Consider the following 23,778-nt stretch of genomic DNA (forward strand, 5'->3'; position numbering starts at 1 on the left):
AACGGGCCGGGCGCGAACATCGGGGGTCTTGCAACGGGCTTGCGGCGAGGGTATGAGTATAACTGAACATGCGTTCAGATTCCCAGCCCCTTTCCCTGCGCTCGTATCCGCGGGCCATCCTGCATGTCGATGGCGACGCCTTTTTTACGTCCGTCGAGCAGTCGATTCACCCCGAGTGGAAGGGCCGGCCGATGGTGACCGGCCAGGAGCGCGGCATCATCGCCTGCGCCAGCTATGAGGCGAAGGCATTGGGCATCAAGCGGGGGGTCCCGCTGCACGAGGCGCGGAAAATGTGCCCGGAGTTGATCGTCGTGCCGAGCGATTACGAGACCTACAGCATTTATTCGAAGCGGATGTTCGACATCATCCGGCGCTACACGCCGATTGTGGAGGAAAGCTCAATCGACGAGGGGTTCGCGGACCTCACCGGCCTGCGCCGCGTGCACCGCACGTCGTACGAGGAAATTGCGCGCCGCATCAAGGAGGAGATTCAGCGCTCACTGGATCTGACGGTTTCGGTAGGGCTGAGCCTGACGAAGGGGCTGGCGAAGCTTTGTTCGAAGTTCCGGAAGCCGGACGGATTCACGGCCGTGCCCGGATATCGCGTGCATCTGCTGTTGCAGCAAACGCCGCTGGAGGAGGTGTGGGGGTTCGGGCCGAACACGGTGAACCTGCTGCAGAAACACGGCCTGAAGACGGCTTACGATTTCGCGATGAAGCCGGAGGGGTGGGCAGACAAGCTGCTCGGCAAGATCGGCCGCGAGATTTGGCACGAGCTGCGCGGTGAATCGATCTATCCCGTGAATCCCGAAGAAAAGAGCGAGTATTTGACGATCAGCAAGTGCAAAACCTTTGCCGCGCCGAGCGGGGACCGCGAATACGTCTACGCCAAGCTGGTCCGGAATGTCGAATCGGCCTGCATCAAACTGCGCCGCCACCGATTGCGCGCACGCGCGGTGTGCGTGGCGCTGCGGCGCCGCGACTTCAGCGAATCAGCGATGGAGGCTCGCCTGACCCGAGCGACGTCGGCGCCGCAGGAGATGTTGCCCATCGTCCGCGAGATGTTCGAGCGGCTGTACGAGCCTGGCGCGGAATACCGCACGACGATGGTGGTATTGGGCGAGATCGAGACGGATTGGTATGTGCAGTACGAGCTGTTCGAGGATGCTGTGCGGGCGGAGCGGATGCAGCGGGCCGCGCGGGTGATCGATGCGGTCAACGCGTGGTATGGCAAGCACAAGCTGTCGCTTGGCTCGTCGCTGTTCCTGTCTCGCGCGCCGCCAAGCCCGCGGGCCGTCGAGCCGATGCGCAAAACCAATTTGCTGCCCGGCGAAACCCGGCGCCGACGCCTCAATATTCCGCGGCTGGACATCGAATTAAAGTGAAATTGCGCTTTGCGCCGCAGTCGTGTCGGAGATCCGGAGATCCGCTGAGGGCCCGTGGCGCGCGTCACGCGCGGAAGAGAGCGCCGAGCTTTCTGCCGAGGATCGCCGATGCGCCGAGGATCGTCACGGCGAGGAAGATCATCGCCCAGACGCCGAGGGCAGATGCGATATATTGGCCGATGCCGATCAACTGGTAGAGCTCGTAAATGGTTTTCGTAATGGGATAATAATCCGCCCGCTGAGCGAGCATCAGGCTGTCTGAGACCTCCAGCATGCTGAAAGCAAAGGCGAGGAGCGCGCCGGCGATGAGATTCGCCAGAATGAGCGGCACGGTGATGCGGCGGAGCACCGTGAAGAATCGCGCGCCGAGGTTGGCGGCCGCCTCTTCGAGCGCAATCGACGTCTGCTGCAAACCAGCGACGGCGGAGCGGACCATGTACGGGAGCCGTCGCACGCTGTAGGCCATGACGAGGAAGAAGGTGGGATTCTCGCGGACGTCCAGCAGGTTTTGCCAGAACGAATTCTGTTTGACCCATTCCTGGTTGCTGAGGTGAGCGCTGACGGCCAGGTAGCCAAACGCCATCACCAGGCCCGGCACCGCGAGGGGCAGCATGGCGAGGGCGTCGAGCCATCCGCGCCCGCGGATGTCGGAGCGCACGACGACGTAGGCGATGGCGACCCCCAGGATGGTATTGAATGCGACCGCAAGGGAAGCGTAGACGAGGCTGTTGCGGATGCTGCTGACCGTCATATCGTGGCCGAGGGCTTCTACATAGTTGGCCAGCGTCCAGTCGGTCGGCAAGACGGATTGATACCAACTGCCAGGGCGCGCGAAACTTGTGGCGATCACGCCGAGGTGCGGCGTCATCGCGACGAGGATCACGAGCGCGAAGGGCAGGATTGCGAGGGCGGCACGCATGCCGGTGAGTCGTCGTGTGGCGGCGTGGATGGCGGCTTTGCTCTGCATGGCATAGGCCTGCCCGCCAAAGAGCATCTTTCCAGCGGCGTAGAGTAGCACGCTGGCCACAAGCATGACAAAGACCAGGGCATACGGAAACGGGTTGGCGCCGATTTCCTTGAGCGCGTCAAAGACCTGGACGGATGCACACTTGGTGTAGTTCAGAATCAACGGCGTGCCGAGTTCGGTAAAGCTCCAGATGAACACGATGGTTCCGCCGGCGAAAAGGCCGGGCATCATCAACGGCAGGGTGATGCGCCGAAATTTGGTGAAACCACGACAGCCGAGATTTTCCGCGGCTTCCTCCATCGCCGGGTCGATGTTCGCGAGCGCGGCGGTGGTGTTGAGGTACATGATGGGGTAGAGCGATAGCGCCTGCAGAATGACGACGCCCCAGTATTGCATGCGACCGAGCCAATCCACGGGCCCGAGGCCGAGGAGGCTGTTCAGGCCACCGTAGGGACCCAGAATCTGCTGGAAGCCGATGGCGCCGACAAAGGGCGGCAGGATCATCGGAATGAGGATCATGCCGGTGAGCCAATTTTTCCCGATAAAATCAAATTTGGCCGTCAGCCAGGCGAGCGGTAGCGCGATCAGCGTGGCCAGCGCGGTGGTGCCCGAGGCGATCAGGAAGCTGTTGAGAAGCCCTTCCGAATAAATGGGATTCAGAAACACGCCTGCGAGATATTCGAAGGTCAGACGCCCATGGACCCAGAATCCGCCCTGAATGACCGTTCCCAGGGGGACCAAAAAGAGGACCGCAAAGATTGCGGAAGCCGCGACGAAAATGATGCGTGAGATCGTGCGGTTCATGGACGTCAGCGGGTGGCCTCCTGTTCGAGCACGGCGCGCACGGCGGCCCGATAGCTAGCGCGGTAGAAAACGGTCCATTCGCGCATATAGTCGAGGCGGGAATACTCTCGAACCAGCCGTGGAGCCGAGCGCCAGGTGAGCGGTTCAGGTCGGTCCGGCAGGCGGGCGATCATGGAGAGCGCGGCCGCCTGGCGGACGGGCTCCCCGTGTGAAATGACGGCTTTCCAGGCGCGCTGCAGCTCCTCGGAGGCATTTAGGCACATCGCGCGAACTAGGTCGCGGTGGACGCCAAAATGGGAGGCCGTCCAACGCGGTCGGTACGTAAACTGCTCCGCCAACGCGTACGGATTGATTTGGGGGTCCGCGAGGTTGTCAGCCGCATATTGCATATGCTGCTTATGGGCGGCTTGGATTTCGGGATCTTCCGACGGGAAGAAAGTACGGCGGACGGGGATTCGGCGGAGCGCGTATTTGATCGGGCCTCCAGGGGTCCCTGGGCGATAGGTCCACAATTTCTGGCCGTCCTCGCTCAGGACAAACTCGATGAATCGAATCGCAATCTGCCGGTTGGGCGCGCCGCGGAGGAGACTGATGGGGTCGGAACTGACGCCCGTTCCACCGGCGGGCGCGACGAAACCCATCCGCTCTCGGCCATCGGGCGACCGAGTGGTCTGGGCCTGGAAGCGCCCGTAGAAATCGATCGCGATGCCGGCGGCCGCCGCGCCCATGCTGACGTCGATTGGAACCTTCCCCGCCGAATCCGTGAAATATCGGGCATTCGCGCCGATCTTCTGGATGAGCCGGATACCGTTCTCCCAGCCGCGTTCGATGGCGCGTTGATAATCCGCGGGCACTCCAGGAGGTAGTTCGCCAGGCGGAAGCCGGGCGGCCGCAATCTCCCGTTCAAATCGGTCGATGTCCTCTTCCGAAAAGCCCGCCGCGCGTACGGCTTCGTGACATTGTTGGTGAATGATGAGTTCAAATGCCTTGGCGATGCTCCCGCTTTTTGTCGGGTCGGCAACGCCGATCTGGCGGAAGTACCTTGGATCAGTCAGATCCGACCAATTCGTCGGGGGGCGTTCGATCCCCAAGTCCCGGAGCCGATCAAGGTTGTAACAAATCCCGAAAGTGGCCACAGCGTTGCCAAACATGGTGGGGGTGCGCCACGTCTCACCGGCGATTCGAGCGGGAATGATTTCGCGCCCGCGCGAATCGGTGAAGAGATCCGGCGGGGGGCTTTCGGGCGGCCACGGGGCAACGGTCAAGCCCTCGCCGTGGGCCTTCAGGTGGTCATAATCTCCGCCGCCGAAAAACAAATCGATCTTCGCAGAAATTTGGGACGGGTCGTCCGTCGATCGGAAGCGGGTATAAAGTTCGCGCAATTCCCTCCAGCGGGCGAGTTCGGCCTCCGTGCGACGACGCCAGGATTCTTCCGATTCATCCGCCCGCCGGGAAATTTCGGGCGGGGCATCTACGGGAAAACGTCGGTCAATCAGAGATTCACCTGCCCCGGGGAGCCACGATCGACCCTGAGAGGTCCACCAAGCGCGCGCAGCAGCGATGAAAGAGGATGTCAGATAGCGGCTAATTTCCGAAGTTCCTCCAATCACGCGCCAATCGACTTTGACGGGCCTTCCGTAGCGTGCCTGGTGCCAGCGGGAGAATCCTTCGCCGAATTCGTATCGAATCGCCTCATTATGCGGCGAGATGATGACAAGTTCGGGATCGCCCGGTTTCCACTCCTCCGTTTCTGCTGCCGGCCGGCGGGCCAGAAAGGGGAGCGCGACCGTTGCGGCGGCCGCTAACAGGATGGCCGCATGACGTCCGAAGGTTGATTCTTTCCGCATCGACGCGGTCCCCCTCGTTCATTCAGTCAGGACAATCACGTTTTCCGGCCGGACCCAAACATGGGTGGCGCGCCGCTCATTGTCGTGTGCGATGATTTTGGGGTTCAGCTCAAATACGTTGACAGAGATATCTCCATTCCTCTCGGGAGATCGAATTTGAAAGGCGTGCTGGGCCATTTCTCCGAGGTAGACGGTATCGTGCAATTCGCCATGGAACACATTGGTCGGATCCTCGGGCGTGGTCCCCGCGTGCAGCGTCTCCGGACGAATGGAGAGGGTGACCGATTGGCCGCGGGACACACCGGATGAGGGCAAGGATGTGGAAACGATTCGACCGATCTCGGTTCGAACCACGGCGCGCCCGGGTTGGGATTCTTCGATCACGCCTTCGATGAAATTCGTTTCTCCGATGAAGTTGGCGACGAAGCGATTTGCGGGGCGGCGGTATACAACGTCGGGCCGATCGCACTGCTGAATGACCCCTCGGTCGAAGACGGCAATCCGGTCAGCTATGGAGAGCGCCTCTTTCTGGTCATGGGTGACGTAGATGGCGGTGAGTCCGGCCTGCTTGCAAATCCGGCGGATTTCACTCCGCATTTCGAGCCGCAGTTTGGCGTCGAGGTTTGACAGAGGCTCATCGAGCAGGAGGCATTTCGGACGGATCACAAGGGCGCGCGCGAGCGCGACGCGCTGCTGCTGGCCGCCGGAAAGCTGGTTAGGTTTATATTCGGCGCGGTCAGCCATCTTGACCATAGCGAGAGCGTCCGCGACCCGTCTTGCAATCTCGTCTTTGGGGAGTTTTCGCAGCTCGAGCCCGAATGCCACATTTTCGGCGACGGTCATGTGAGGCCACAGCGCGTAACTTTGGAAAACCATACCCGTATCGCGCTCTTCCGGAGGGAGGCGCGTAACGTCGCGGTCTCCAATGTGGATGGACCCGCTATCCGGAAAGTAAAACCCAGCAATCGAACGGAGCAGGGTTGTTTTGCCACACCCGCTGGGCCCCAGGAGGAAGAAAAGCTCGCCCGCTTCAATGGTGAGCGAGATCCGGTTGACGACGATGAGGTCGCCGAATCGTTTGGTTACCTGTTCGAGGCGAACGGCAGCGCCCATATCTCAGCCTTGAGTAAGCCTTGCCAAGCCGGTTGGTCCGGTCAAGGCGTGCCGTCGGGCTAACCGAATTCTAATTCGTGATCCGCGGCACTCTTCCCTCTGCACGGCAAGCATGGCGATTCCAACGATCACACTAGCAGCCCCGACGATCGAATGAGTCAAATTCACCACCATCGAAAGTAGGATGAAGATAAAGGATGGCAAACCGGGTCGAGGTCGGGCACAGCCAGTGTGATTCTATCGCTCACGCGAGAGCCAGGTGGATAGGGCGGTCGTTTGGGTTTCAGCACCGTCCACAAATCGGGCGAGTTCATAACACAATGCTAACAATCCGGGAGCGTTTGAGAAATGGAAATCTCATTCCGCGCGCCGGATCGGAAGGGCGGTTGGACCAATCGCCGCAGGGCCTCGGTCACGCGTAGCGTTGGGCGACGAAGTGCTCTTTGATGTACGCGCAGGCCGCTTCCAGGTTCGGCAGAATTTTCGTGCAGAAGCGGATCATCCACGGGCTGCAGTCCTTGAAGGAGAATGGAGAGAAGGCAACGACGAATTTTCCGAGATCGTGCGAGGCGTAGAAGACCTCCATCGCGGTTCCGATGGACGGCTTGTTGTAATTGACGAGGAGGATGTCGGCATCTCGGATGTCCTGCAGATCGAATTCGACGATCTCGTTTGCGCTGTCCACTTCGCGGTCTTTGAAATTGCGCCGCATCGGATCGAGCAGAATGAAATCGTGTGCGAGGAGCTCCTTGGCCTTCTGTCGCCAGGCGCGCGCGTGTCCCTCGTGTTCATCCATGATTGGCCCGCAGAGATAAATTCGCTTTTTCATACGCTGGAACCTCCGGATGGGAGCAAAGGAGAGTAATGCGGCGGCGCCGGCCCGCAAGGAGTTTTGGGATCACCCCTCCAGAGAGGGGCTTGCATCTTTAGGTCCGTCGCAATAAGTTCATCTCAGCGAACTTCGGGGCGGGGTGAGCCGGTCCGCAGAGATTGGCAAGTCCCCACCGGCGGTGAAGCCCGCGACTCTCCGAAAGGAGACCGAGACAGTCAGAGCGCCAGAATAGCGCTTCATCTGTCGCCGACCGTAAAGTCGGGATGAAATGAAGTGTCGCTCTGAGAGGTGGAGTCTGCCCCGAAGTCGCCGCCCTTAGGGGCAGACATGATGAAAGAAAAAAACGAGTTGGAACAATTTGATCGCCTGGAAGATGCGGTCGCCGCGATCGCTCGGGGAGAAATGGTGATCGTCGTCGACGACGAGCGGCGGGAAAATGAGGGCGACCTGATTCTGGCGGCGCAAAAGGTGACCCCGCAGGCCATTAATTTCATGGCCCGGCACGGACGTGGGTTGATTTGCGTTGCCCTGGAAAAGGAACGGCTTCTGAAACTCGGTCTCGCCCGGTTGATACCTCGCGGGGAGACGGATCCCTATCGCACAGCGTTTGTCGAATCGGTGGACGCGCGGCATGGCGTCACAACGGGCATCAGCGCCCATGACCGAGCGCGCACGATTTCGGTACTTATGGATCCGGCAACAACGCCTGATGATCTCGTCACCCCAGGCCATGTATTCCCATTAGAGGCGGTGCCGGGCGGTGTGCTCAAACGGCCTGGCCACACGGAGGCGGCAATTGACCTCTCCAAATTGGCCGGACTCCAGCCCGGGGGCGTGATTTGCGAGATTCTGCGCGAAGACGGGAAGATGGCGCGGCGACCCGATCTGTTCGCGTTCGCGCGGCGGCACGGCCTGCGCATTATCACCGTTCAGGCCATCGCGCAGCATCGCCGGCGGACCGAGCGGCTGATTGAGCTGGAGGAGGACATTTCGCTGCCCACCATTTACGGGCTTTTTCGACTTCGAATGTATCACAGTCCGATCGAGGAGAAGCACCATCTGGCCCTGATCGCGGGGGATCCGTCCAGCGTTCCGGCGCCGCTCGTTCGTGTGCACAGTGAGTGCTTAACGGGCGATGCCTTCGGATCGCTCCGTTGTGATTGCGGATCTCAACTTCAGGCGGCGATGCGACTCATCGCGGAAAACCAGCATGGTGTGTTGCTTTACATGCGGCAGGAGGGGAGGGGCATCGGGCTTGAACAAAAGATTCGCGCCTACGCCCTTCAGGAGGCGGGGCTCGACACGGTCGAAGCAAACGAACAACTCGGATTCGAGGCGGATGCGCGCGACTATGCCATTGCCGCTCAAATTTTGCGGGACCTCGGGGTTCGATCCTGCCGGCTGTTGACAAACAATCCGCGGAAGGTTTCCGGCCTCGAGGACTATGACATCGACGTGGTGGAACGTGTGCCGCTCGTCCGACCGGCCACGTCGCACAATGAGAAATACCTTCGAACTAAGCGCGAAAAATTGGGTCATCTCTTGTAGGAGTTGCGACCATGAAGACAATCATCGGCGAGGGATCTGCCAAGGGGCTGCGATTCGGCATCGCCGTTAGCCGATTCAATGACCACTTCACGAGGAATCTTCTTCAAGGCGCCCTGGAGGCTCTTCAGCGACATGGCGTTCGGGATGAAGACATCACGGTGGTCTGGGTGCCCGGTTCATTTGAGCTGCCCACCGTGTTGCGGCCGATGGCGGTCTGCGGGAAATATCATGCGCTGATCGCGCTGGGCGTGGTTATCCAGGGAGGTACGGACCACGCCGAGATCATCAACCGGCAGCTCGCCGCCTCCATCGCTGACATTATTGCTGAGACGGGCGTACCCGTAATCGACGGGGTCATCGGCGCGCAGAATGCGGATCAGGCGCTGGAGCGGAGCGGCGGCAAGCACGGGAATCGAGGCTGGACGGCTGCAGAATGCGCAATCGAAATGGCGAATGTGCTTCGCCGGTTGCGCGAAGAAGCGCTATGAAAAGCCGCCATGACGCCCGCCGTCTGGCGGTCCAGTTTCTCTTCCAACGCGATTTCAACGCGGGAAACCTGGATGAGGACCTGGAACTGTTTTGGTCCGATCAACCCGCGAGCGCCGCCGTGCGGCGATTTGCCGATTCGCTCATCCGCGGTGTCGAGGCGAACAAGCCGCAAATCGATCAGATTCTCGGGTCCTGCGCTGACCACTGGGATGTTCGCCGCATGGGCGCGGTGGATCGGAATGTGATGCGCGTGGCGCTTTATGAAATGATGCATCGGCCGGACATTCCCCATCCGGTGTCGATCGATGAGGCGGTTGAGCTGGCAAAAGAGTTGAGCTCGGAGGAATCCGGGCGGTTTGTCAACGGCATCCTGGATCGGGCGCGTCGCGATCTGCAAAGCGGTCGGATCGCCGTCGGCGCTGCATCCGAAAATCCCGCCCCGATGCGCGAAGGATAGGATGTTCTCTTGGTTTCAAGCCCTCAGCCGCACGCGGCGGCAGCTCGCGGATGCGGTCAGCCGTCTGTTTCAACGCGGCGCCAAGCCGGACGCGGAGACGCTGGAAGAACTCGAGGCGTCGCTCATTCTCGCCGATGTTCCCCCGAAAATGGCCGCTCGTTTCAGAGCCGATCTTGAAAAAGGCGGGTGGGAAGGAACTCAGGATCCTCGAGAGCGCCTTCGGTCCCTGTTGATCTCTACACTGGGTGAATGTCCGCCGTTCGACTGGCCACGCCGCGAGCCGGTTCTCTGCATCATGATCGTGGGCATCAACGGTTCCGGCAAAACCACGACTTGCGCCAAGCTTGCACACATGGCGAAACGCCAGGGGCTGCGGCCGCTGCTGGGAGCGGCGGACACTTTTCGAGCAGCCGGCTCAGATCAACTTCGGCTTTGGGCAGATCGCATCGGGTGCGAAGTGGTCGTGGGCCGCACTGGCAGCGACGCGGCAGCCACAGCATTTGATGCCCTGGCAGCGGCCGAAGCGCGCGGCTGCAACGTTGCGATCATCGATACGGCAGGTCGAATGCATACGAAGGCGCCGCTGATGGAAGAGCTTGGAAAGATTCGCCGTTCGCTGGCCAAACGCCTGCCGGAAGCGCCACATGAAATCTGGATGGTGCTCGACGCGACGTTGGGTCAGAACGCCCTGGCACAAGCGCGGTTGTTCCATGAGATTGTGCCGCTGACCGGAGCGATTTTGGCCAAGCTGGACGGCTCCGCGAAGGGCGGTTTTGTGTTTGGAATTGCGGCAGAACTCGGCGTCCCCATTCGATATGTCGGACTGGGCGAGGGGCCCGACGACCTTGCTGTCTTCGACCCCTCCGCCTTTGTAGATGCGCTGCTTGGCCTGGAGGCGTCAATTCGGGAACCGCATCATGCCGGTCGACCGGACATCCGTTGATGAGCAGTGGATGCGCCGAGCGATCGAGCTGGCGAGGCGGGGCGAAGGGCTCACGAGGCCCAACCCCCCGGTGGGCGCAGTTATCGTCAAAAACGGCGGACTGGTGGCCGAAGGCTACCATGAGCGGGCGGGGGGTCCGCACGCTGAAGTGGTCGCGCTGCAGGCGGCCGGTGAACGTTCGCGGGGGGCTGACCTATATGTCACGCTGGAACCTTGCAGCACGTGGGGCAGAACTCCGCCGTGCACAGACGCCATCCTACGGTCGGGCATCCGACGTGTAGTTGCAGGTGTAGCTGATCCCAATCCACGGCACGGCGGGCGAGGTTTCGATTTGCTTCGGGCGTCCGGCATCTCCGTGACTGTCGGCGTCTTGGAACAGGAATGTGCGCGGCTGATTGAGCCGTTTGCTTGCCTGCAGAGACTGGGCCGGCCCTTTGTCACGCTCAAGCTCGCAATGACGCTGGACGGCAGAATTGCGGACGAGCGGGGCCGTTCGCGCTGGATCAGCGGCGAGCAGGCCCGAAACGCCGTGCATCGCCTTCGCGCGCGTGTCGACGGAATCATGGTTGGCCGCGCAACCGCCGCGCTCGACAATCCGACCCTTTTGCCGAATCCCTCTGATGGACGGCGGCCCTGGCGGATCGTGCTCGATCCCAAGGGACGATTGCCCTTTTCGCTCCGGCTGTTTCGCGATCGGTATCGTGAGCAGACACTGGTGCTGGTTTCCCCCGAGGCCCCCCGCGAGTTTCGTGAAATGTGCGCCACGCGGGGCATTCACCTTGCTGAGCTTCCCGCGCCGGACGGTCGGTTTCGTATGCGCCGAGTCCTCGGAGTGTTGGGCTCCATGGGACTTCTGCACGTCGTGTGCGAAGGCGGCGGAGAGCTGGCCGGCTCGTTGATCCGCGAGCGATTGGTCGACGAGGCGTGGTTTTTCTACGCGCCCAAAGTACTGGGCGCTTCGGGCAGGCCATCGATTGGCGGTGGATGGCGACTCCATAGGGCGCCGTTGTGGCGCGTAGAACGCGTGGAACAACTGGATCCCGATATCCTCGTGATTGCCCGACCGCTGCGCGGCTCACAGAAAGGAGGCTTATGTTTACAGGCATAGTTCAGAGAACCGGTGAAATTGAAACCCTAGAACGCAGCGGTGGACACGGCCGGCTTCGCGTGCGCGCCGGTGAATGGGAGCCCTCTATCTCCATTGGCGAAAGCGTAGCGGTCGAGGGAATCTGCCTCACGGTGACGGAAGCCAGATTTGGCGTTTTGAGCTTCGACGTTCTCAAGGAGACATTTGACCGGACGAATCTCGGCGAAAAGAAGATCGGCTCACGCGTGAATTTGGAACGAGCTCTTCGGGCGGGCGATCCGATCGGAGGCCATTTTGTGACCGGGCATGTCGACGGGGTAGGGCGGGTGCGCAAACTGACGCCTATTGGTCGAGACTGGATTCTTGAGATTGGTTGCGATCCGGAGTTGATGATGCAAATGGTGGGAAAAGGCTCGATTGCAGTCAGCGGTGTGAGCCTGACCCTCGTCGATTTATTCGACGATGGATTCACCGTTCACCTGATTCCTCACACGTGGGCGAACACCTCGCTGTCAGAGTTGAGGCCTGGCGACGCCGTCAATTTGGAGACAGATATGATCGGCAAATACGTGCAGCGGTTTGTGCGTCTCCGAACTTCCTGATAATCAAGCGGTGAATCGGGAGGCAAAGATCAGCGAGATCCGGCTTGCTCACTAACCGGTAGGACTAGCCGACATCTCTTGGAGCCAAAAGATAGTGGCCCACGTACCATTCTTCGCCGCCCCGATAGGCAAAGAGTTCAGCGCAGGCCATGAAAAAGATCCGCCAATACATCCACCAACGCTGGGCATCCTTTTTACCATAAACGCCTTCAAAAATCGGCCAAATGGCATCACGTGATGAATCCATCCGCTTCAACCACGCTTCAAGGGTTTGTGCATAATTGAGGCCGTTGACCTTCCAGGATTCGACCAGCCGCATATCGCGGTCGAATCGGCTCAACAAATCAAAGGACGGCATGACGCCTCCGGTGAAAAAGTATTTGGCCATCCAATCGTCATCCCCCTCCGCCTCGAACGGATAGGCATAACGGTCATGGCAAAAAATGTGCACAAATAGTCGGCCATTCGGCACGAGCCAGCGACGAATTCGAGCCAGCAGCTCCTCATAATTTCGCATATGCTCGAACATCTCGACAGAGATGACGCGATCGAATGTGCCGGGCGCCTGAAAGTCATTCATATCTGCCGTGATCACCTCGAGATTTTTCAGTCGGCGCTCGCGGATTTTTTCTTCGATGAAGAGTCTCTGTGTCCTGGAATTCGAAACCGCAACAATCTTCGAATTCGGATAGTGTTCGGCGATGTACAGGGCAAGCGAGCCCCACCCGCAGCCGAGTTCAAGAATGCGTTGGCCATCTGCAACTTCAGCCCGCCGGCAAGTGAGACTCAGCATGGCCTCCTCTGCTGCGGCGAGATCCTCTGCGCCCTCGGACCACAGACAACAACTATATTTCAGACGAGGCCCCAGAACGGTCTGGAAAAAAGAGGTCGGGAGTTCGTAGTGCTGCCGATTCGCCGCATCCGAATGGATGGCAATCGGACCGCGTTTTAGGCTTTCGATCCATCGAGGCAAATCGCTGGCCCGGGCCGCCTCGATTTCCAGACGCTTTGAAAGGAGACGCCGAATACCCCATCGCAAAATCGGGTCGGGGATCCATCCCCTTTCGATCAAAGCCCAAGGTCTCATATGACGTCCTTTCGGGGAGGCCACGGAACGAACATGCTGGTCTGCTGCTGGTAGCGTCGGTATGCCTCACCCTTTGACCGCAGCGCCTGTGCCTCCGTGGCCGGGATTCCGGTCACTCTGAGCAACACATATAACATGGCTGCAGGACAGGCCGCAGCCAGCCATCCTTGTGGAGCAGGCAGGCAAAAAATGGCGATTCCAACCCAGACAAGCCATTCAAAGAAGTAATTCGGATGGCGTGAATATCGCCAGAGGCCTCTTTGGCATACGCTTTCTGTTTTCATCGGATCCCGCTTGAATGCTTCTAGTTGGGCGTCCGCAATCCATTCCCCAATCCAGCCGACGGCCCAGATGATCAGCCCCGCCGAGTTCCACGCGGCCCATACGAGGTCCGAGGGCGATGTCGAGATGAGCGCTGCGGGCAGCGAAAAAAAAGCGATCGTTAGGGCCTGAAGCTGATAAAACGCGAGGAGCTTGGGTTGGAAATCCGGACCCCATTTCCGCCTTAATTCCGCGTACCGCCCATCTTCCGGCTTGCCGTGGCCACGTCGATGAATGTGAACGGCGAGTCGCAAACCCCATAGGCCTCCCATGATCGCGATCGCAAGGCGGTGGGCAGTTGGTCCTTCACCGAGCGCGGCGAAGATCACAAACAGGGAACCGATTCCGGCTGCCCACGCGACGTCGACAATTCCGGCATTGCCGATTCTCCGCTGAATCAACCACAAGAAAACCATGGCGATCATGGCGGCCGCACAGCCTTCAATCATCAACATCCATCCATTCATGGCTGCACCCTGGAACTGGAGTTGCTCCTCCATGCGCTACGAAGTAGAAATCCCAGTGCGGCGTAAAGAGGTGGACCCAACGCCAGTGAAGCAATCAACCACGCGGCAACCGCACGAAGCGTGGCATCCCAGAATTCCCGAATCGCCATCACCCAATCCGTGGATAGAAGGTGAAAGATTTCGGACCCGCTCAACTCAAATTCACCCGTGCCGAAAAGGCGAGCGCCGACCCAATAAAACGGATAAAGAAGGGCGATTTGAAGCGGATACACCAACCAATTCGCGAGTTGGATGGCAACAAGATTCAAGCGAAATAGAAGGGCCACGGCCATGCACAAGACGGTGGTAATCCCGAGGACAGGAATGACACCGATCAGAGAGCCTAGTGCAAGGCTCGCGGCGAGTTTCGGCGGGCTGACGCCTTGTCGAAGGAGATCCAAAACGGTCTGAGCAAACCGGCGGCGGGTCACCCGTGCGATCTCCGGAGTAGAATGAGGTGAACCGGCTGGCCGGGAGGAAGGCGTATGAGTTCCCGAAGGACATAAAATGACATCGCGAAATTGCCCAGCAGCATGATGGCGACAAACCAGAGCAAACGGGCGGCCGCGCGCGTCTCTTTGTAATAAACCCATAGATAGAAGGTCAAAAAACCGAAATAGGCGTCGAAGAGAGCTGCCACAACCCAGGGATCGCGAATAAGTTCCCTCGTGGCGTCGATGACGTTGCGGTCCAGGCTGGCGCGGACCGTCGCCCACGACATGGCAGCGAATATCGAACAAAACAAAGCGTAGAAGAATACTTTTTGCCTATCCACGCCTGTATATCGCACGGAGCACCATCTGCTTACATGGCGGAGCCGTTGACTTCGACAGCCTCGGGTCGTATCGTCGCCGGAATTTCAGGAGAAGCATGTTGACATCGATTGAACAGTTGCTTGTTCTCCAGGACCGCGACCGGCGGATCAAACAGCTCAAGCGTGAAATTGAGGATATTCCGGCGCGGAAAAAGCTGCACGAGAAGGCGTTGCAGGAACACAAGGCTGCGCTGAACGCGGCGCATGAAGCGCTGAAAAAAAACGCTGCTGCGATCAAAGCCATCGACTTGGAGATCGAATCCCTACGCCAAAAGATTGGTAAACTCCGCGCCCAACAAAACACTGTTCGGACGAACGAGGAATATCGCGCTCTGGACCGGGAGATCGCTGCGACGGAAAAGGCCATTCGGGACGAGGAGGATCGGGAAATTCAATTGATGGAAGAGACCGAAGGGCTGCGCGCGAACCTGGCTTTGATCGAGCAGAAGTATAAGTCGGAGGCTGCAGTGTTCGAGAGCGAGGCCCGAGCGCTGGATCAGCGGCTTGCGAATCTTCGCGCGGAGCTGGAGAGGGCTGCTGCAGAGCGGTCGGAGCTAGCGAAACAGGTCGATCCGGCATGGCTATCCCGCTATGAACGCGTCCTCAACCATACTGGCGATTTTGCCGTCGTTCCCGTGGACAGAGGATCGTGCGGCGGCTGTCACATGCAGTTGCCGCCGCAATCGGTGCACGACGCCAAGCGAGGAACGGTTATGACGAGCTGTTCCTATTGCGGTCGTCTCTTGTATTGGCGCGGGTGAAGGGGTATATATGATGCAGGCATGGCGCCCGGTCGCTCCCCGGTCCGCTCGGCGCCGGGGGGAGGAAAGTCCGGACTCCGCAGGGCAGGGCGTCCCGGCCGGAAACGGTCGGGAGGGGTACGGTCAAACCGTACTGACGGAAAGTGCCACAGAAAACAAACCGCCGACCGTTTCAACGGCCGGCAAGGGTGAAAAGGTGGTGTAAGAGACCACCGTTCCGGACCGAGAGGTTCGGAGCAAGGCAAACCCCGCCCGGAGCAAGATCGCGTAGGAGGCACGAGGTGGCCCGCCTCTCCCCGCACGAGCGGGGGACCCCTGAACGGGGAGTGCCTCGGGTAGATCGCATCAGACAAATGACCGGACCGCTCAGGCGGTGACAGAATCCGGCTTACCGCGCCATGCCTTTCTTTATATGAACAGTATTGTCGCCAGTTCGGCCGCTGCGGGAGCGGCCCTTTGCCTTCTGCTCGCGGCCATGGCAGCCGTCCACGTCTACCTCACGCTTCGAGGCCTGCCTCGCTATGTTGAGCCGCCCGCTCCGTTGCCGGCTTCGACGACCGATCTTCAGGAACCCTTGCCTCCGCGCGACGCTTGGGGCGTCTTCCGGGCCGGAAGCCCCGCAGCTTCCGTTTCCGAGACTCCCGATTCCCGTTTTCGACTTGCCGGCACATTTTTCCTGTATGGGGCGGAATCCGAGGGACAGAGTGAACCGTCCGGTCGTTTGGCCATCATCGACGACATCGCGCGGAAAACGCAGTTCATTGTGAGGGAGGGGGATCAGGTTGAGGATGTCACCGTGCTGCATATCGAGGCGGATCGCGTTCGCCTTCGGCAGGACCAGCGGGTTTTTGAAATCACCCTCAGTTTCCGCGCGGCCTCCTCGTCCGAGCGGCACGTTGTTTCCACATCTTCGTCCGAGCCACTGAGCATGGAAGATATGCCCGCTCTTGAAACGTCTCGCTTCGGGAAGAGGGTGGGGGAGAATCGATGGGTGTTTCGACGGGACGAGTTGCTGAGGTATTACGCGGAGGTCCTCGAAGATCCGGAACGAATCGCGAACGTCTATGCTTCGCTCAAGCCGGTGATGGATGGGGAGTCGATCTCGGGTTATGTCCTCGATTCCGAGGGCGAGGAGGACTTTTTTCGCGCGGTCGGGTTGCGGGAGGGCGATATAATCCGTCGGGTCAATTCGATGCGGATGGTCAGCCAGCGGAGGGCGGAATATTTTCTTTCCGAATTTCTGAAGAATCGGATCAGCGCACTGGTTCTCGACATCGAGCGCGAAGGCCGTGAGGAAAAGTTGATTTACCTGATTCGATGACGCCCGCGACGGCCTTCGGGCGGCGCTCCGCGACTAGCCGGATCAGCCAGAGTGAAGTCTATTCTTTGTCGCCGGGTATCCACGCGGAGCAGATCCACTTGCACCGTGTCGCCGATGCGGTAAACGCGTTGGCGATCCCGTGACCGCGCCCGGCCCGCCTCCTCGTCCACGATGAAGTCGCCATCCCTCATGTCACGAAACAGGATCATCCCTCGTTGTAGGGATTCCTGAAGTTCGATGAGAAGTCCGCGGGGATTGACGCCGGTTATCAGCGCCTCATAGGGCCCTGTGCGGCCGGCTTGAAGTTGGGCCTCGTAGTAGGTCAGGCAAGCTTGGCGGAGGCTCTCTGCTTCCGCCTCATCGGCGTTGCGCTCCGTGGTGGAACAGTGATCGGCAAGAACCTGCAATTCTTCCCGTGTGTAGGGAGGCCGGCGGCCTGCCTGAAGGGATTTGAGGAGACGGTGAACAATCAAATCCGGATAACGGCGAATGGGCGAGGTGAAGTGCGTGTATTTGGGAAATCCCAGCCCGAAATGGCCGGAAAGTCTCTCGGAGTAAAGCGCCCGTTTGAGGTGACGAAGGATAGTCAAATTCACGATGTATTCCCGCGGCGTTCCGGCAACTTCCGCGCAGATCTGATTGATTTCCGACTTGTTTGAAGGAGCGTGCCGAATTCCCAGCTTCGCAAGGCTCTCGGCCATGGCCGCCCATTGTTCCTCCGATGGCTCATCATGGATCCTGTATAGGGCCGGCGATCGCCGGGCGGACAATTCCTCGGCGACAGCGACATTTGCCAGCAACATGAATTCCTCGATAAGATGGTACGCCTGGAGTGCTCCGCGCCTGCGAATCACCGCCGGGCGCCCGCTTTCATCAAGCTCGCATTTGATCTCCGGCATCGAAAGGTCGAGAGCTCCCAGCGCCATACGACGCCTTCGAAGAGTAGCAGCCAGCGACCACATGGCCTCCAACGTTTCGCGGATTTCCGAAGGTATGGTCGAGGAGGAGGGGCGGTCGAAATGTTGCTGCACCTGATCATAGTCCAGGCGCGCACGCGAATGGATAATGGAAGGAGCAATTCGGTGCCCGAGAACCTTTCCGTTGTTGTCAATCCGAATCCAGACGGAATAGGTAAGGCGGTCGATCCTTGGCGCCAGACTGCAGACGTCGGACGTCAAATAATGCGGCAGCATGGGCACAAAGCCGCCCGTGAGGTAGACACTGTTTCCGCGGCGGGCCGCCTCGCGGTCGACCGCCGAGCCCAGGGGCACAAAATGGGATACGTCGGCGATATGCACCCCCAATTCCCATCCATCCGAGATGGAGACCAGCGAGACGGCATCGTCAAAATCACGCGCATCTTCGGGATCAATGGTGAATGCGATGAGGGCTCGCGCATCTTCGCGGCCTGCAAGGTCATCCTCGGTAAGTTTTGCACTTCGGCTTCGAGCGGTACGCTCGACGTCGTCGTCAAACGCCTCTTCAAGTTGGTAGTTCCGCAGAAGGATCCGGACGGGGAGCTTCGGGTCGTCCGACCTGCCCAGGATCTCAACCACGTTGCCGAGAAGCCCCTCGCCTGGTCCCTCCCACGGCGCCAGTTCAACCACAACGTGGAAATTCTCCCGAAGCGTGATGCCTGAAGCTGCCCCGGTGACGCGGATGTTGTCCCGAATCCGCGGGTGGTCCGGAATGACATACCAATAATAGGGCCCGCGGATAAGGACGCCGGGAATTTTTCGCAGAAAGCGTTCAATGACGCGCACGACCCGGGCCTGATGCCGTTCGACACCGTCGCGCATGCGGCGCCGAAAAAGTTCGAGCAACACGCGGTCGCCGTGCAGTGCGCCGGCGAGATGGGTGCGGTCGATGTGAAATTCGCGCGCGGGGTCATCGGCGGCCGTCGCAATCGCATCGCCGCCGGGCAGAGACGTAATTCGCGCTTCGACATACCTCGTCGCCTGCGGCAGCGACCAACGATTTTTACGGAGCCGGACAATGCGGCCTGCCTTTTCCAGGTCGCGCAGAAGAGCGCGGAATGATGATCGATCGCGAGGTTGGACGCCCAGCTCGCGAATCAGGTCATGCTGCTTTAGCGGCTGATAGGCGGGGTCCGCCATTAGTTGCAGCAACCGATTTTCCAAGCTTGCTCTGGAAGCCATTTCGTGGGACTATACACTGAGACGCCGGGATTCCAACGTGAAGCCGATGATTCCATGAAAATCGCATACGTTTCGAGCGAGATATCACCATTCGCTTCGACAGGAGGCCTGGGCGAGGTTGCGGGGGCGCTGCCGGTTGCGCTCGCCAAGTTGGGTCATACGGTTCATCGGTTCATGCCCTGTTATCGGACAGTGCTGGAGAAGGCGTCCCGCTTCAACCGGGAGGATTTGCGAGTGACCGTGCCCGTCGGCATGAAGCAGTACACCGCTGAATTTCTGACGGTCAATGACCGCGGGGTGATCACCTGGTTCGTGCGACGGGACGAGTTTTTCGACCGTTCCCAGCTCTACAATCTTCCCGAACGCGATTACGAGGACAACTTCGAGCGGTTTGTTTTTTTCCAAAAGGCCGTGATTGCGCTCATTGACCGTCTGAACCTCGCTCCCGATGTCATTCATCTGAATGACTGGCAAACGGGGATGATCCCGTATTTTCTCGAGCACGGTATTCAGGGAAAACGTCGAGGTCGCCGCGAGAAATGCATGTTCACGATACACAACATCGCCTACCAAGGTATTTACCCCGATGCGGATTATGCCCTGACCAATCTGCCCTTCAGCGCCTACTCCGTGAACACTTTTGAATATTACGGAAAGATCAACTGCATGAAGGCGGGCATTACGGGTTCGGATGCGGTAACAACGGTCAGCCCGGGTTACGCGCGTGAAATTCTAACACCTGAGGGGGGATTTGGATTGGATGGTTTGCTGCGGAGCGTGAAGGACCGCCTTTTCGGCGTGTTGAACGGCATCGACGTCGAGGTGTGGAATCCCGCAACGGATCCGCACCTGCCAGCTCCCTATACGTCATCCGATTTGAAGGGCAAGGCAGCTTGCCGGCGCTCGCTTGCTGCCAAAATGGGTGTTCTGGTGGGTGAAAAGACGAAAATCGTCGGAATGGTTTCCCGGCTGGTCGACATGAAAGGCCTTGATATCGTCGCGGAGGCCCTGCCGGGAATGATGGAGCGCGACCTCGTATTTGTTTTGCTGGGCTCCGGGGAAAAGAAATACGAGGATCTGGCGCGATCGTGGGCGGAAACCTTCAAGGGTAGGGTAGGGGTACTTATCGGATACAACGCCCCCCTATCCCACCTTATCACCGCGGGTTCTGATTTCATGCTCATCCCATCAAAATCCGAGCCTTGCGGTTTGACCCAGATGTATAGCCAGCGTTACGGAACTGTTCCGATTGTTCATTCGGTTGGCGGTCTCTCGGACTCCATTCGCGACCCGGATGAATCATCGGAGCCTACGGGCTTTAAGTTCCGCGAATACACAGCAACGGCGTTGCTTCGAGCGCTTGATCGTGCTCTCGAGTGGCACAAAACGACCAAGCGGTTGGAGCTCGCTCGGCGAATGATGGGGCTCGACCTTTCCTGGGAAAAGGCAGCCAAGCAGTATCTGGATTTATACCATCGAATTGGAGCCCCGAATTAGGCAATCATTAGGGATATTGGAAGGGGTTGACTTCGACTGAGCGGAATTTGACCCGCCGCGTGAGTACTTCACGGTGAAGGGACAATGAGCTCTGCCGTTCCGCGTCACCGCGATCTTACAATCCCGACTTTCTGCGAGGTTTGACACGCCTTGTGACCTTCGACGATTACATCGAGTCGACACCACAAGATATGGTTTTGTCCGCCCTAGGTTATTAGACATAATATGTATTATGCGACGTTGGTATACAAGAACTTTGGGCCGTCAACGACGTGAATGACCATGTTACGAATCCCCTGAAAACAGATCGAAATTTTTGCGGGTCAATTTTTATCGCACCCAGCCCCATCGCCGACCGAACGGCCAGTAAACCATAAAGGCCGGACCAACGATGTTTTTCCTGTCGACCCCGCCGAAATATCGTCCGTCGAGGCTGGACATCGTGTTGTCGCCCAATGGCAAATACTGAAATTCGGAAAGCTTGAGGGTCTGACCCCGGAATCCAAGCGCCAGACGGGTTCGGCCGTCTGAAATCGGCAACTGGTACCCATGATAACCCTTGCGTTTGTCCTGCATTCTTTCAAAGGGGTATGGTTTGATGACGGGGCTTCCATTCACAACCAGATAAGGCGGGTCCAGTTGAACTTGCTCGCCCGGCAATGCGGCAATTCGTTTGATGTAAAATGAATCAGGTCGAATCCTTGGATAGTCGATTCCATCCGTGCTGAACACAAAGATATCGCCGCGCTTGGGTCGGCTGAAATTGTAGATGACCTTGTTGACAAAAATGTGATCCCCGAGGCGAACGCGTCCGGAGGCCAGAATTTCGCCGCGCCGCACCTGGGAGCCCGGCTGGACGTTGACCACCATGCCCCGCGGCAGGTCGTGCGGAACACCTGATACATAGAGGCGAATCGATTCTTCCGATTCATCAAACCGCGCCTCCAAACGGCCGTCTGCACGCGCCCGCACCTCCTGGTATCGTTCACCAAACAGGGCCAGCGGAATGAGATTTATTGGAAAATAGTCGTACCACTTTTTTCCTTTTTGCGGCGTTACGGTGATCCCGTATAGAGTGGGCTGCATAGAGCCCGTGGGAATTTTGAACGGCTGGATGAAGTAGGTCCGGAAGCCCATCGCCACCACAAGAGCAACGACAAGGACCTCCAGATTCTCTCGGAGTCGCGGGTGCGCCCTCGGAGGCGCCAGCAGTTCGAGGGCCGCGCCGAGGCGCTCCGCCGCCTCTTCCATTTTCTGCCGGTCTCCCGATTGCCGAGCGTGCCTCAGCTCCTCTTCTGCCCGGCGAACGGCGTCAATTGAGGCGGACGAAGCGATGTCCTCCCGCATCCGCCGGAGGTGCGCCGCCTCGTGGAGCAGATGGCGAACCGCTTTTCGAAGCCTGCGGCGCGATAGCCATTCGCTCAACCCTCTCATTCCACGCCGCCTTTCAGAACCTTTACGAACGCCTCCTGCGGTATGCTCACGCTTCCGAACTGTTTCATTCGTTTCTTGCCCTCTTTTTGGCGTTCGAGCAATTTCCTCTTCCGGGTGATGTCGCCACCATAGCATTTCGCAGTGACGTCCTTTCGATAGGCTCGGATCGTTTCGCGGGCGATGATCTTTCGGTTGACGGCAGCCTGGATCGCGATCGGAAACATGGCAGGCGGGATCAGCTCTTTGAGCGCGACGCAAAGTTGACGGCCCCTCCCCTCCGCCTTCGTGCGATGGATGATGCAGGAAAACGCTTCAACCGGCTCGCCATGGACCAAGATATCAAGCCGTACCAGATCAGACGGCTCGTACCCATGATGCTCATAGTCCATTGAGGCGTACCCCCGGCTTATGCTCTTCAGCTTGTCCTGAAAATCGATCAGGATCTCATTCAACGGTAGCTTGCAAGTGAGCATTACCCGGCGTGTATCCAGCGACTCGGTTTTTTCGACGGTACCTCGGCGATCCATGATCAGTTGCAACATGTCGCCAATATGCTCGTTGTGGCAGATGATAAACGCCTTGATGATAGGTTCTTCGATGCGGGCGATTCTTGAGGGATCCGGCAGCTTCGTCGGGTTTTCCAGCTCGATCATCTCCCCATCGGTGGTGAACACGCGATACACAACGTTCGGATAGGTAGAAATAATGTCGACGTCATATTCCCTGCGGAGCCGTTCCTGCACGATTTCCATATGAAGCAGGCCGAGAAAACCGCAACGAAATCCGAGACCCAAGGCGACCGAGTTCTCAGGGGTGTAGCTGAACGAGCTGTCATTCAGGCGATACTTTTCCAGACTGGTTTTCAACTTTTCGAAGTCTGCTGTATTGATCGGATAAATGCCGCTGAAGACCATCGGATGAATCTCTTTGAACCCTGGTAGCGGAACGGAGGCCGGCCGTTGCGCGAGCGTAACCGTATCGCCAATACGGACTTCAGCAGGGTCCTTGATGTTTCCGATGAAATAACCCACTTCACCGGGCCCCAGTGCGGCAACCTGCTCGGGATTTGGGGTGAATATGCCGACTTCTTTCACCTCGTAATCTCGCCCGGTGCTGAGCAGGCGCACTCGATCGCCCGGCTTCAGGGAGCCATCGACGACGCGAATGTAAGTGACCACTCCGCGGAAGTTGTCATAGGTCGAATCGAAGACCAGTGCGCGAAGTTGCTCGAGAGTCGTCCGAGGGGGCGGGATTCGGGCCACGATGCCCTCCAGCAGAAGATCCACCCCTAGCCCGGTGCGCGCACTGACCTTGAAGGCGTCCTGCGAGGGGATCGCGAGTATTTCCTCCAACTGCTTTTCCGCCTCCTCGATGCGGGCGTTCTGCATATCGATTTTGTTCAGCACGGGCACAATCGTCAGGCCTTGCGCGACGGCCAGGTAGGTGTTGGCGACCGTCTGGGCTTCCACGCCCTGGGTTGTGTCGACCACCAGCAACGCCCCCTCGCAGGCCGCGAGACTTCGCTGGACTTCGTAGGAAAAGTCCACGTGCCCGGGAGTGTCGATCAAGTTAAACGTGTAGCGCCTCCCGTCTTTCGCAGTGTAGTACATCGTTACAGGGTGGGCTTTGATCGTGATGCCCCTCTCCCGTTCGAGGTCCATCGCGTCCAGGACCTGATCCTGCATCAGCCGCTTCTCAATCGTCGCCGTCATTTCCAGCAGTCGATCGGCGAGCGTCGACTTCCCGTGGTCGATGTGCGCGATGATGCAGAAGTTGCGGATGTGAGAGAGATCGCGCATGTCCA

General features: G+C 59.0%; 21 protein-coding genes and 1 other RNA gene. 11 read left to right on the forward strand and 11 right to left on the reverse strand.

Going from position 1 to position 23,778, the window contains the following annotated elements; translation table 11 throughout:
* Positions 1-68: 68 nt before the first annotated feature.
* The gene (locus NZ740_07595) at positions 69-1,385 is read left to right on the forward strand and encodes a DNA polymerase IV (GenBank protein ID MCS6771874.1); all 1,317 of its coding nucleotides are present in this window, start codon (positions 69-71) and stop codon (positions 1,383-1,385) included.
* Between the two features lie 64 nt (positions 1,386-1,449).
* Here the strand turns inward: NZ740_07595 and NZ740_07600 are convergent, their stop codons facing one another.
* The 4 genes from NZ740_07600 to NZ740_07615 form a co-directional block, all read right to left on the reverse strand.
* The gene (locus NZ740_07600; GenBank protein MCS6771875.1) at positions 1,450-3,156 is read right to left on the reverse strand and encodes an iron ABC transporter permease; all 1,707 of its coding nucleotides are present in this window, start codon (positions 3,154-3,156) and stop codon (positions 1,450-1,452) included.
* Positions 3,157-3,161: 5 nt separating this feature from the next.
* On the reverse strand, positions 3,162-5,003 hold the full coding sequence (locus tag NZ740_07605; protein MCS6771876.1) for an ABC transporter substrate-binding protein: 1,842 nt from the start codon (positions 5,001-5,003) through the stop codon (positions 3,162-3,164).
* 18 nt (positions 5,004-5,021) lie between these two features.
* Positions 5,022-6,116, reverse strand: coding sequence for an ABC transporter ATP-binding protein (locus NZ740_07610; protein MCS6771877.1), 1,095 nt, complete (start codon positions 6,114-6,116; stop codon positions 5,022-5,024).
* A gap of 412 nt (positions 6,117-6,528) precedes the next feature.
* Positions 6,529-6,945 carry a nucleoside 2-deoxyribosyltransferase gene (locus tag NZ740_07615; protein MCS6771878.1) on the reverse strand — a complete coding sequence of 139 codons (417 nt, stop codon included), beginning with the start codon at positions 6,943-6,945 and terminating at the stop codon, positions 6,529-6,531.
* A gap of 333 nt (positions 6,946-7,278) precedes the next feature.
* On the opposite strand from NZ740_07615, the gene NZ740_07620 reads away from it, so the two are divergent.
* The 6 genes from NZ740_07620 to NZ740_07645 are packed head-to-tail and all read left to right on the forward strand — an operon-like array spanning position 7,279 to position 12,074.
* Entirely contained in the window at positions 7,279-8,496 is a 1,218-nt protein-coding gene (locus NZ740_07620; GenBank protein MCS6771879.1) for a bifunctional 3,4-dihydroxy-2-butanone-4-phosphate synthase/GTP cyclohydrolase II, read from the forward strand.
* Positions 8,497-8,507: 11 nt separating this feature from the next.
* On the forward strand, positions 8,508-8,984 hold the full coding sequence (ribH, locus tag NZ740_07625; protein MCS6771880.1) for a 6,7-dimethyl-8-ribityllumazine synthase: 477 nt from the start codon (positions 8,508-8,510) through the stop codon (positions 8,982-8,984).
* The gene (gene nusB / locus NZ740_07630) at positions 8,981-9,442 is read left to right on the forward strand and encodes a transcription antitermination factor NusB (GenBank protein MCS6771881.1); all 462 of its coding nucleotides are present in this window, start codon (positions 8,981-8,983) and stop codon (positions 9,440-9,442) included. Before ribH ends, nusB begins: the two co-directional genes overlap by 4 nt.
* Before the next feature lies 1 nt (position 9,443).
* Positions 9,444-10,385, forward strand: coding sequence for a signal recognition particle-docking protein FtsY (gene ftsY / locus NZ740_07635; GenBank protein ID MCS6771882.1), 942 nt, complete (start codon positions 9,444-9,446; stop codon positions 10,383-10,385).
* A gap of 10 nt (positions 10,386-10,395) precedes the next feature.
* The gene (gene ribD / locus NZ740_07640) at positions 10,396-11,493 is read left to right on the forward strand and encodes a bifunctional diaminohydroxyphosphoribosylaminopyrimidine deaminase/5-amino-6-(5-phosphoribosylamino)uracil reductase RibD (protein ID MCS6771883.1); all 1,098 of its coding nucleotides are present in this window, start codon (positions 10,396-10,398) and stop codon (positions 11,491-11,493) included.
* Positions 11,478-12,074 carry a riboflavin synthase gene (locus tag NZ740_07645; protein MCS6771884.1) on the forward strand — a complete coding sequence of 199 codons (597 nt, stop codon included), beginning with the start codon at positions 11,478-11,480 and terminating at the stop codon, positions 12,072-12,074. The genes ribD and NZ740_07645 overlap by 16 nt, the downstream gene beginning before the upstream one ends.
* Before the next feature lie 64 nt (positions 12,075-12,138).
* Here the strand turns inward: NZ740_07645 and NZ740_07650 are convergent, their stop codons facing one another.
* Genes NZ740_07650 through NZ740_07665 form a run of 4 tightly spaced genes read right to left on the reverse strand, consistent with a single transcriptional unit; the run spans position 12,139 to position 14,763 of the window.
* Positions 12,139-13,161 (reverse strand): cyclopropane-fatty-acyl-phospholipid synthase family protein, encoded by a 1,023-nt coding sequence (locus NZ740_07650; GenBank protein MCS6771885.1) that lies wholly within the window; start codon positions 13,159-13,161, stop codon positions 12,139-12,141.
* Positions 13,158-13,949 (reverse strand): DUF1295 domain-containing protein, encoded by a 792-nt coding sequence (locus NZ740_07655; protein MCS6771886.1) that lies wholly within the window; start codon positions 13,947-13,949, stop codon positions 13,158-13,160. The genes NZ740_07650 and NZ740_07655 overlap by 4 nt, the downstream gene beginning before the upstream one ends.
* Positions 13,946-14,419, reverse strand: a complete 474-nt coding sequence (locus NZ740_07660) for a DUF2062 domain-containing protein (protein ID MCS6771887.1) — start codon at positions 14,417-14,419, stop codon at positions 13,946-13,948. Before NZ740_07660 ends, NZ740_07655 begins: the two co-directional genes overlap by 4 nt.
* Positions 14,416-14,763 carry a DUF1475 domain-containing protein gene (locus NZ740_07665; GenBank protein ID MCS6771888.1) on the reverse strand — a complete coding sequence of 116 codons (348 nt, stop codon included), beginning with the start codon at positions 14,761-14,763 and terminating at the stop codon, positions 14,416-14,418. The genes NZ740_07660 and NZ740_07665 overlap by 4 nt, the downstream gene beginning before the upstream one ends.
* A gap of 95 nt (positions 14,764-14,858) precedes the next feature.
* Between NZ740_07665 and NZ740_07670 the strand changes: the two genes are divergently transcribed.
* The 3 genes from NZ740_07670 to NZ740_07680 all read left to right on the forward strand — a co-directional run bounded on the left by NZ740_07670 (position 14,859) and on the right by NZ740_07680 (position 16,884).
* On the forward strand, positions 14,859-15,563 hold the full coding sequence (locus NZ740_07670; GenBank protein MCS6771889.1) for a C4-type zinc ribbon domain-containing protein: 705 nt from the start codon (positions 14,859-14,861) through the stop codon (positions 15,561-15,563).
* A 16-nt stretch (positions 15,564-15,579) separates the two neighbouring features.
* Positions 15,580-15,972: RNase P RNA component class A (gene rnpB, locus NZ740_07675), an RNA gene on the forward strand.
* Positions 15,973-15,975: 3 nt separating this feature from the next.
* The gene (locus tag NZ740_07680) at positions 15,976-16,884 is read left to right on the forward strand and encodes a hypothetical protein (GenBank protein MCS6771890.1); all 909 of its coding nucleotides are present in this window, start codon (positions 15,976-15,978) and stop codon (positions 16,882-16,884) included.
* Here NZ740_07680 and NZ740_07685 read toward each other — a convergent pair.
* On the reverse strand, positions 16,869-19,043 hold the full coding sequence (locus NZ740_07685) for a VacB/RNase II family 3'-5' exoribonuclease (GenBank protein ID MCS6771891.1): 2,175 nt from the start codon (positions 19,041-19,043) through the stop codon (positions 16,869-16,871). The two genes, NZ740_07680 and NZ740_07685, sit on opposite strands and share 16 nt — an antisense overlap.
* A 54-nt stretch (positions 19,044-19,097) precedes the next feature.
* Between NZ740_07685 and glgA the strand changes: the two genes are divergently transcribed.
* Positions 19,098-20,540, forward strand: a complete 1,443-nt coding sequence (gene glgA / locus NZ740_07690; protein ID MCS6771892.1) for a glycogen synthase GlgA — start codon at positions 19,098-19,100, stop codon at positions 20,538-20,540.
* A 330-nt stretch (positions 20,541-20,870) separates the two neighbouring features.
* Here glgA and lepB read toward each other — a convergent pair whose 3' ends face one another.
* A complete protein-coding gene (lepB, locus tag NZ740_07695) occupies positions 20,871-21,974 on the reverse strand; it encodes a signal peptidase I (protein MCS6771893.1) in 1,104 nt (367 codons plus the stop codon).
* Positions 21,971-23,773 (reverse strand): translation elongation factor 4, encoded by a 1,803-nt coding sequence (lepA, locus tag NZ740_07700; protein ID MCS6771894.1) that lies wholly within the window; start codon positions 23,771-23,773, stop codon positions 21,971-21,973. Before lepA ends, lepB begins: the two co-directional genes overlap by 4 nt.
* Between the last annotated feature and the right edge of the window lie 5 nt (positions 23,774-23,778).

The organism is Kiritimatiellia bacterium (assembly GCA_025054615.1).
GTDB lineage: Bacteria > Verrucomicrobiota > Kiritimatiellia > CAIVKH01 > CAIVKH01 > JANWZO01.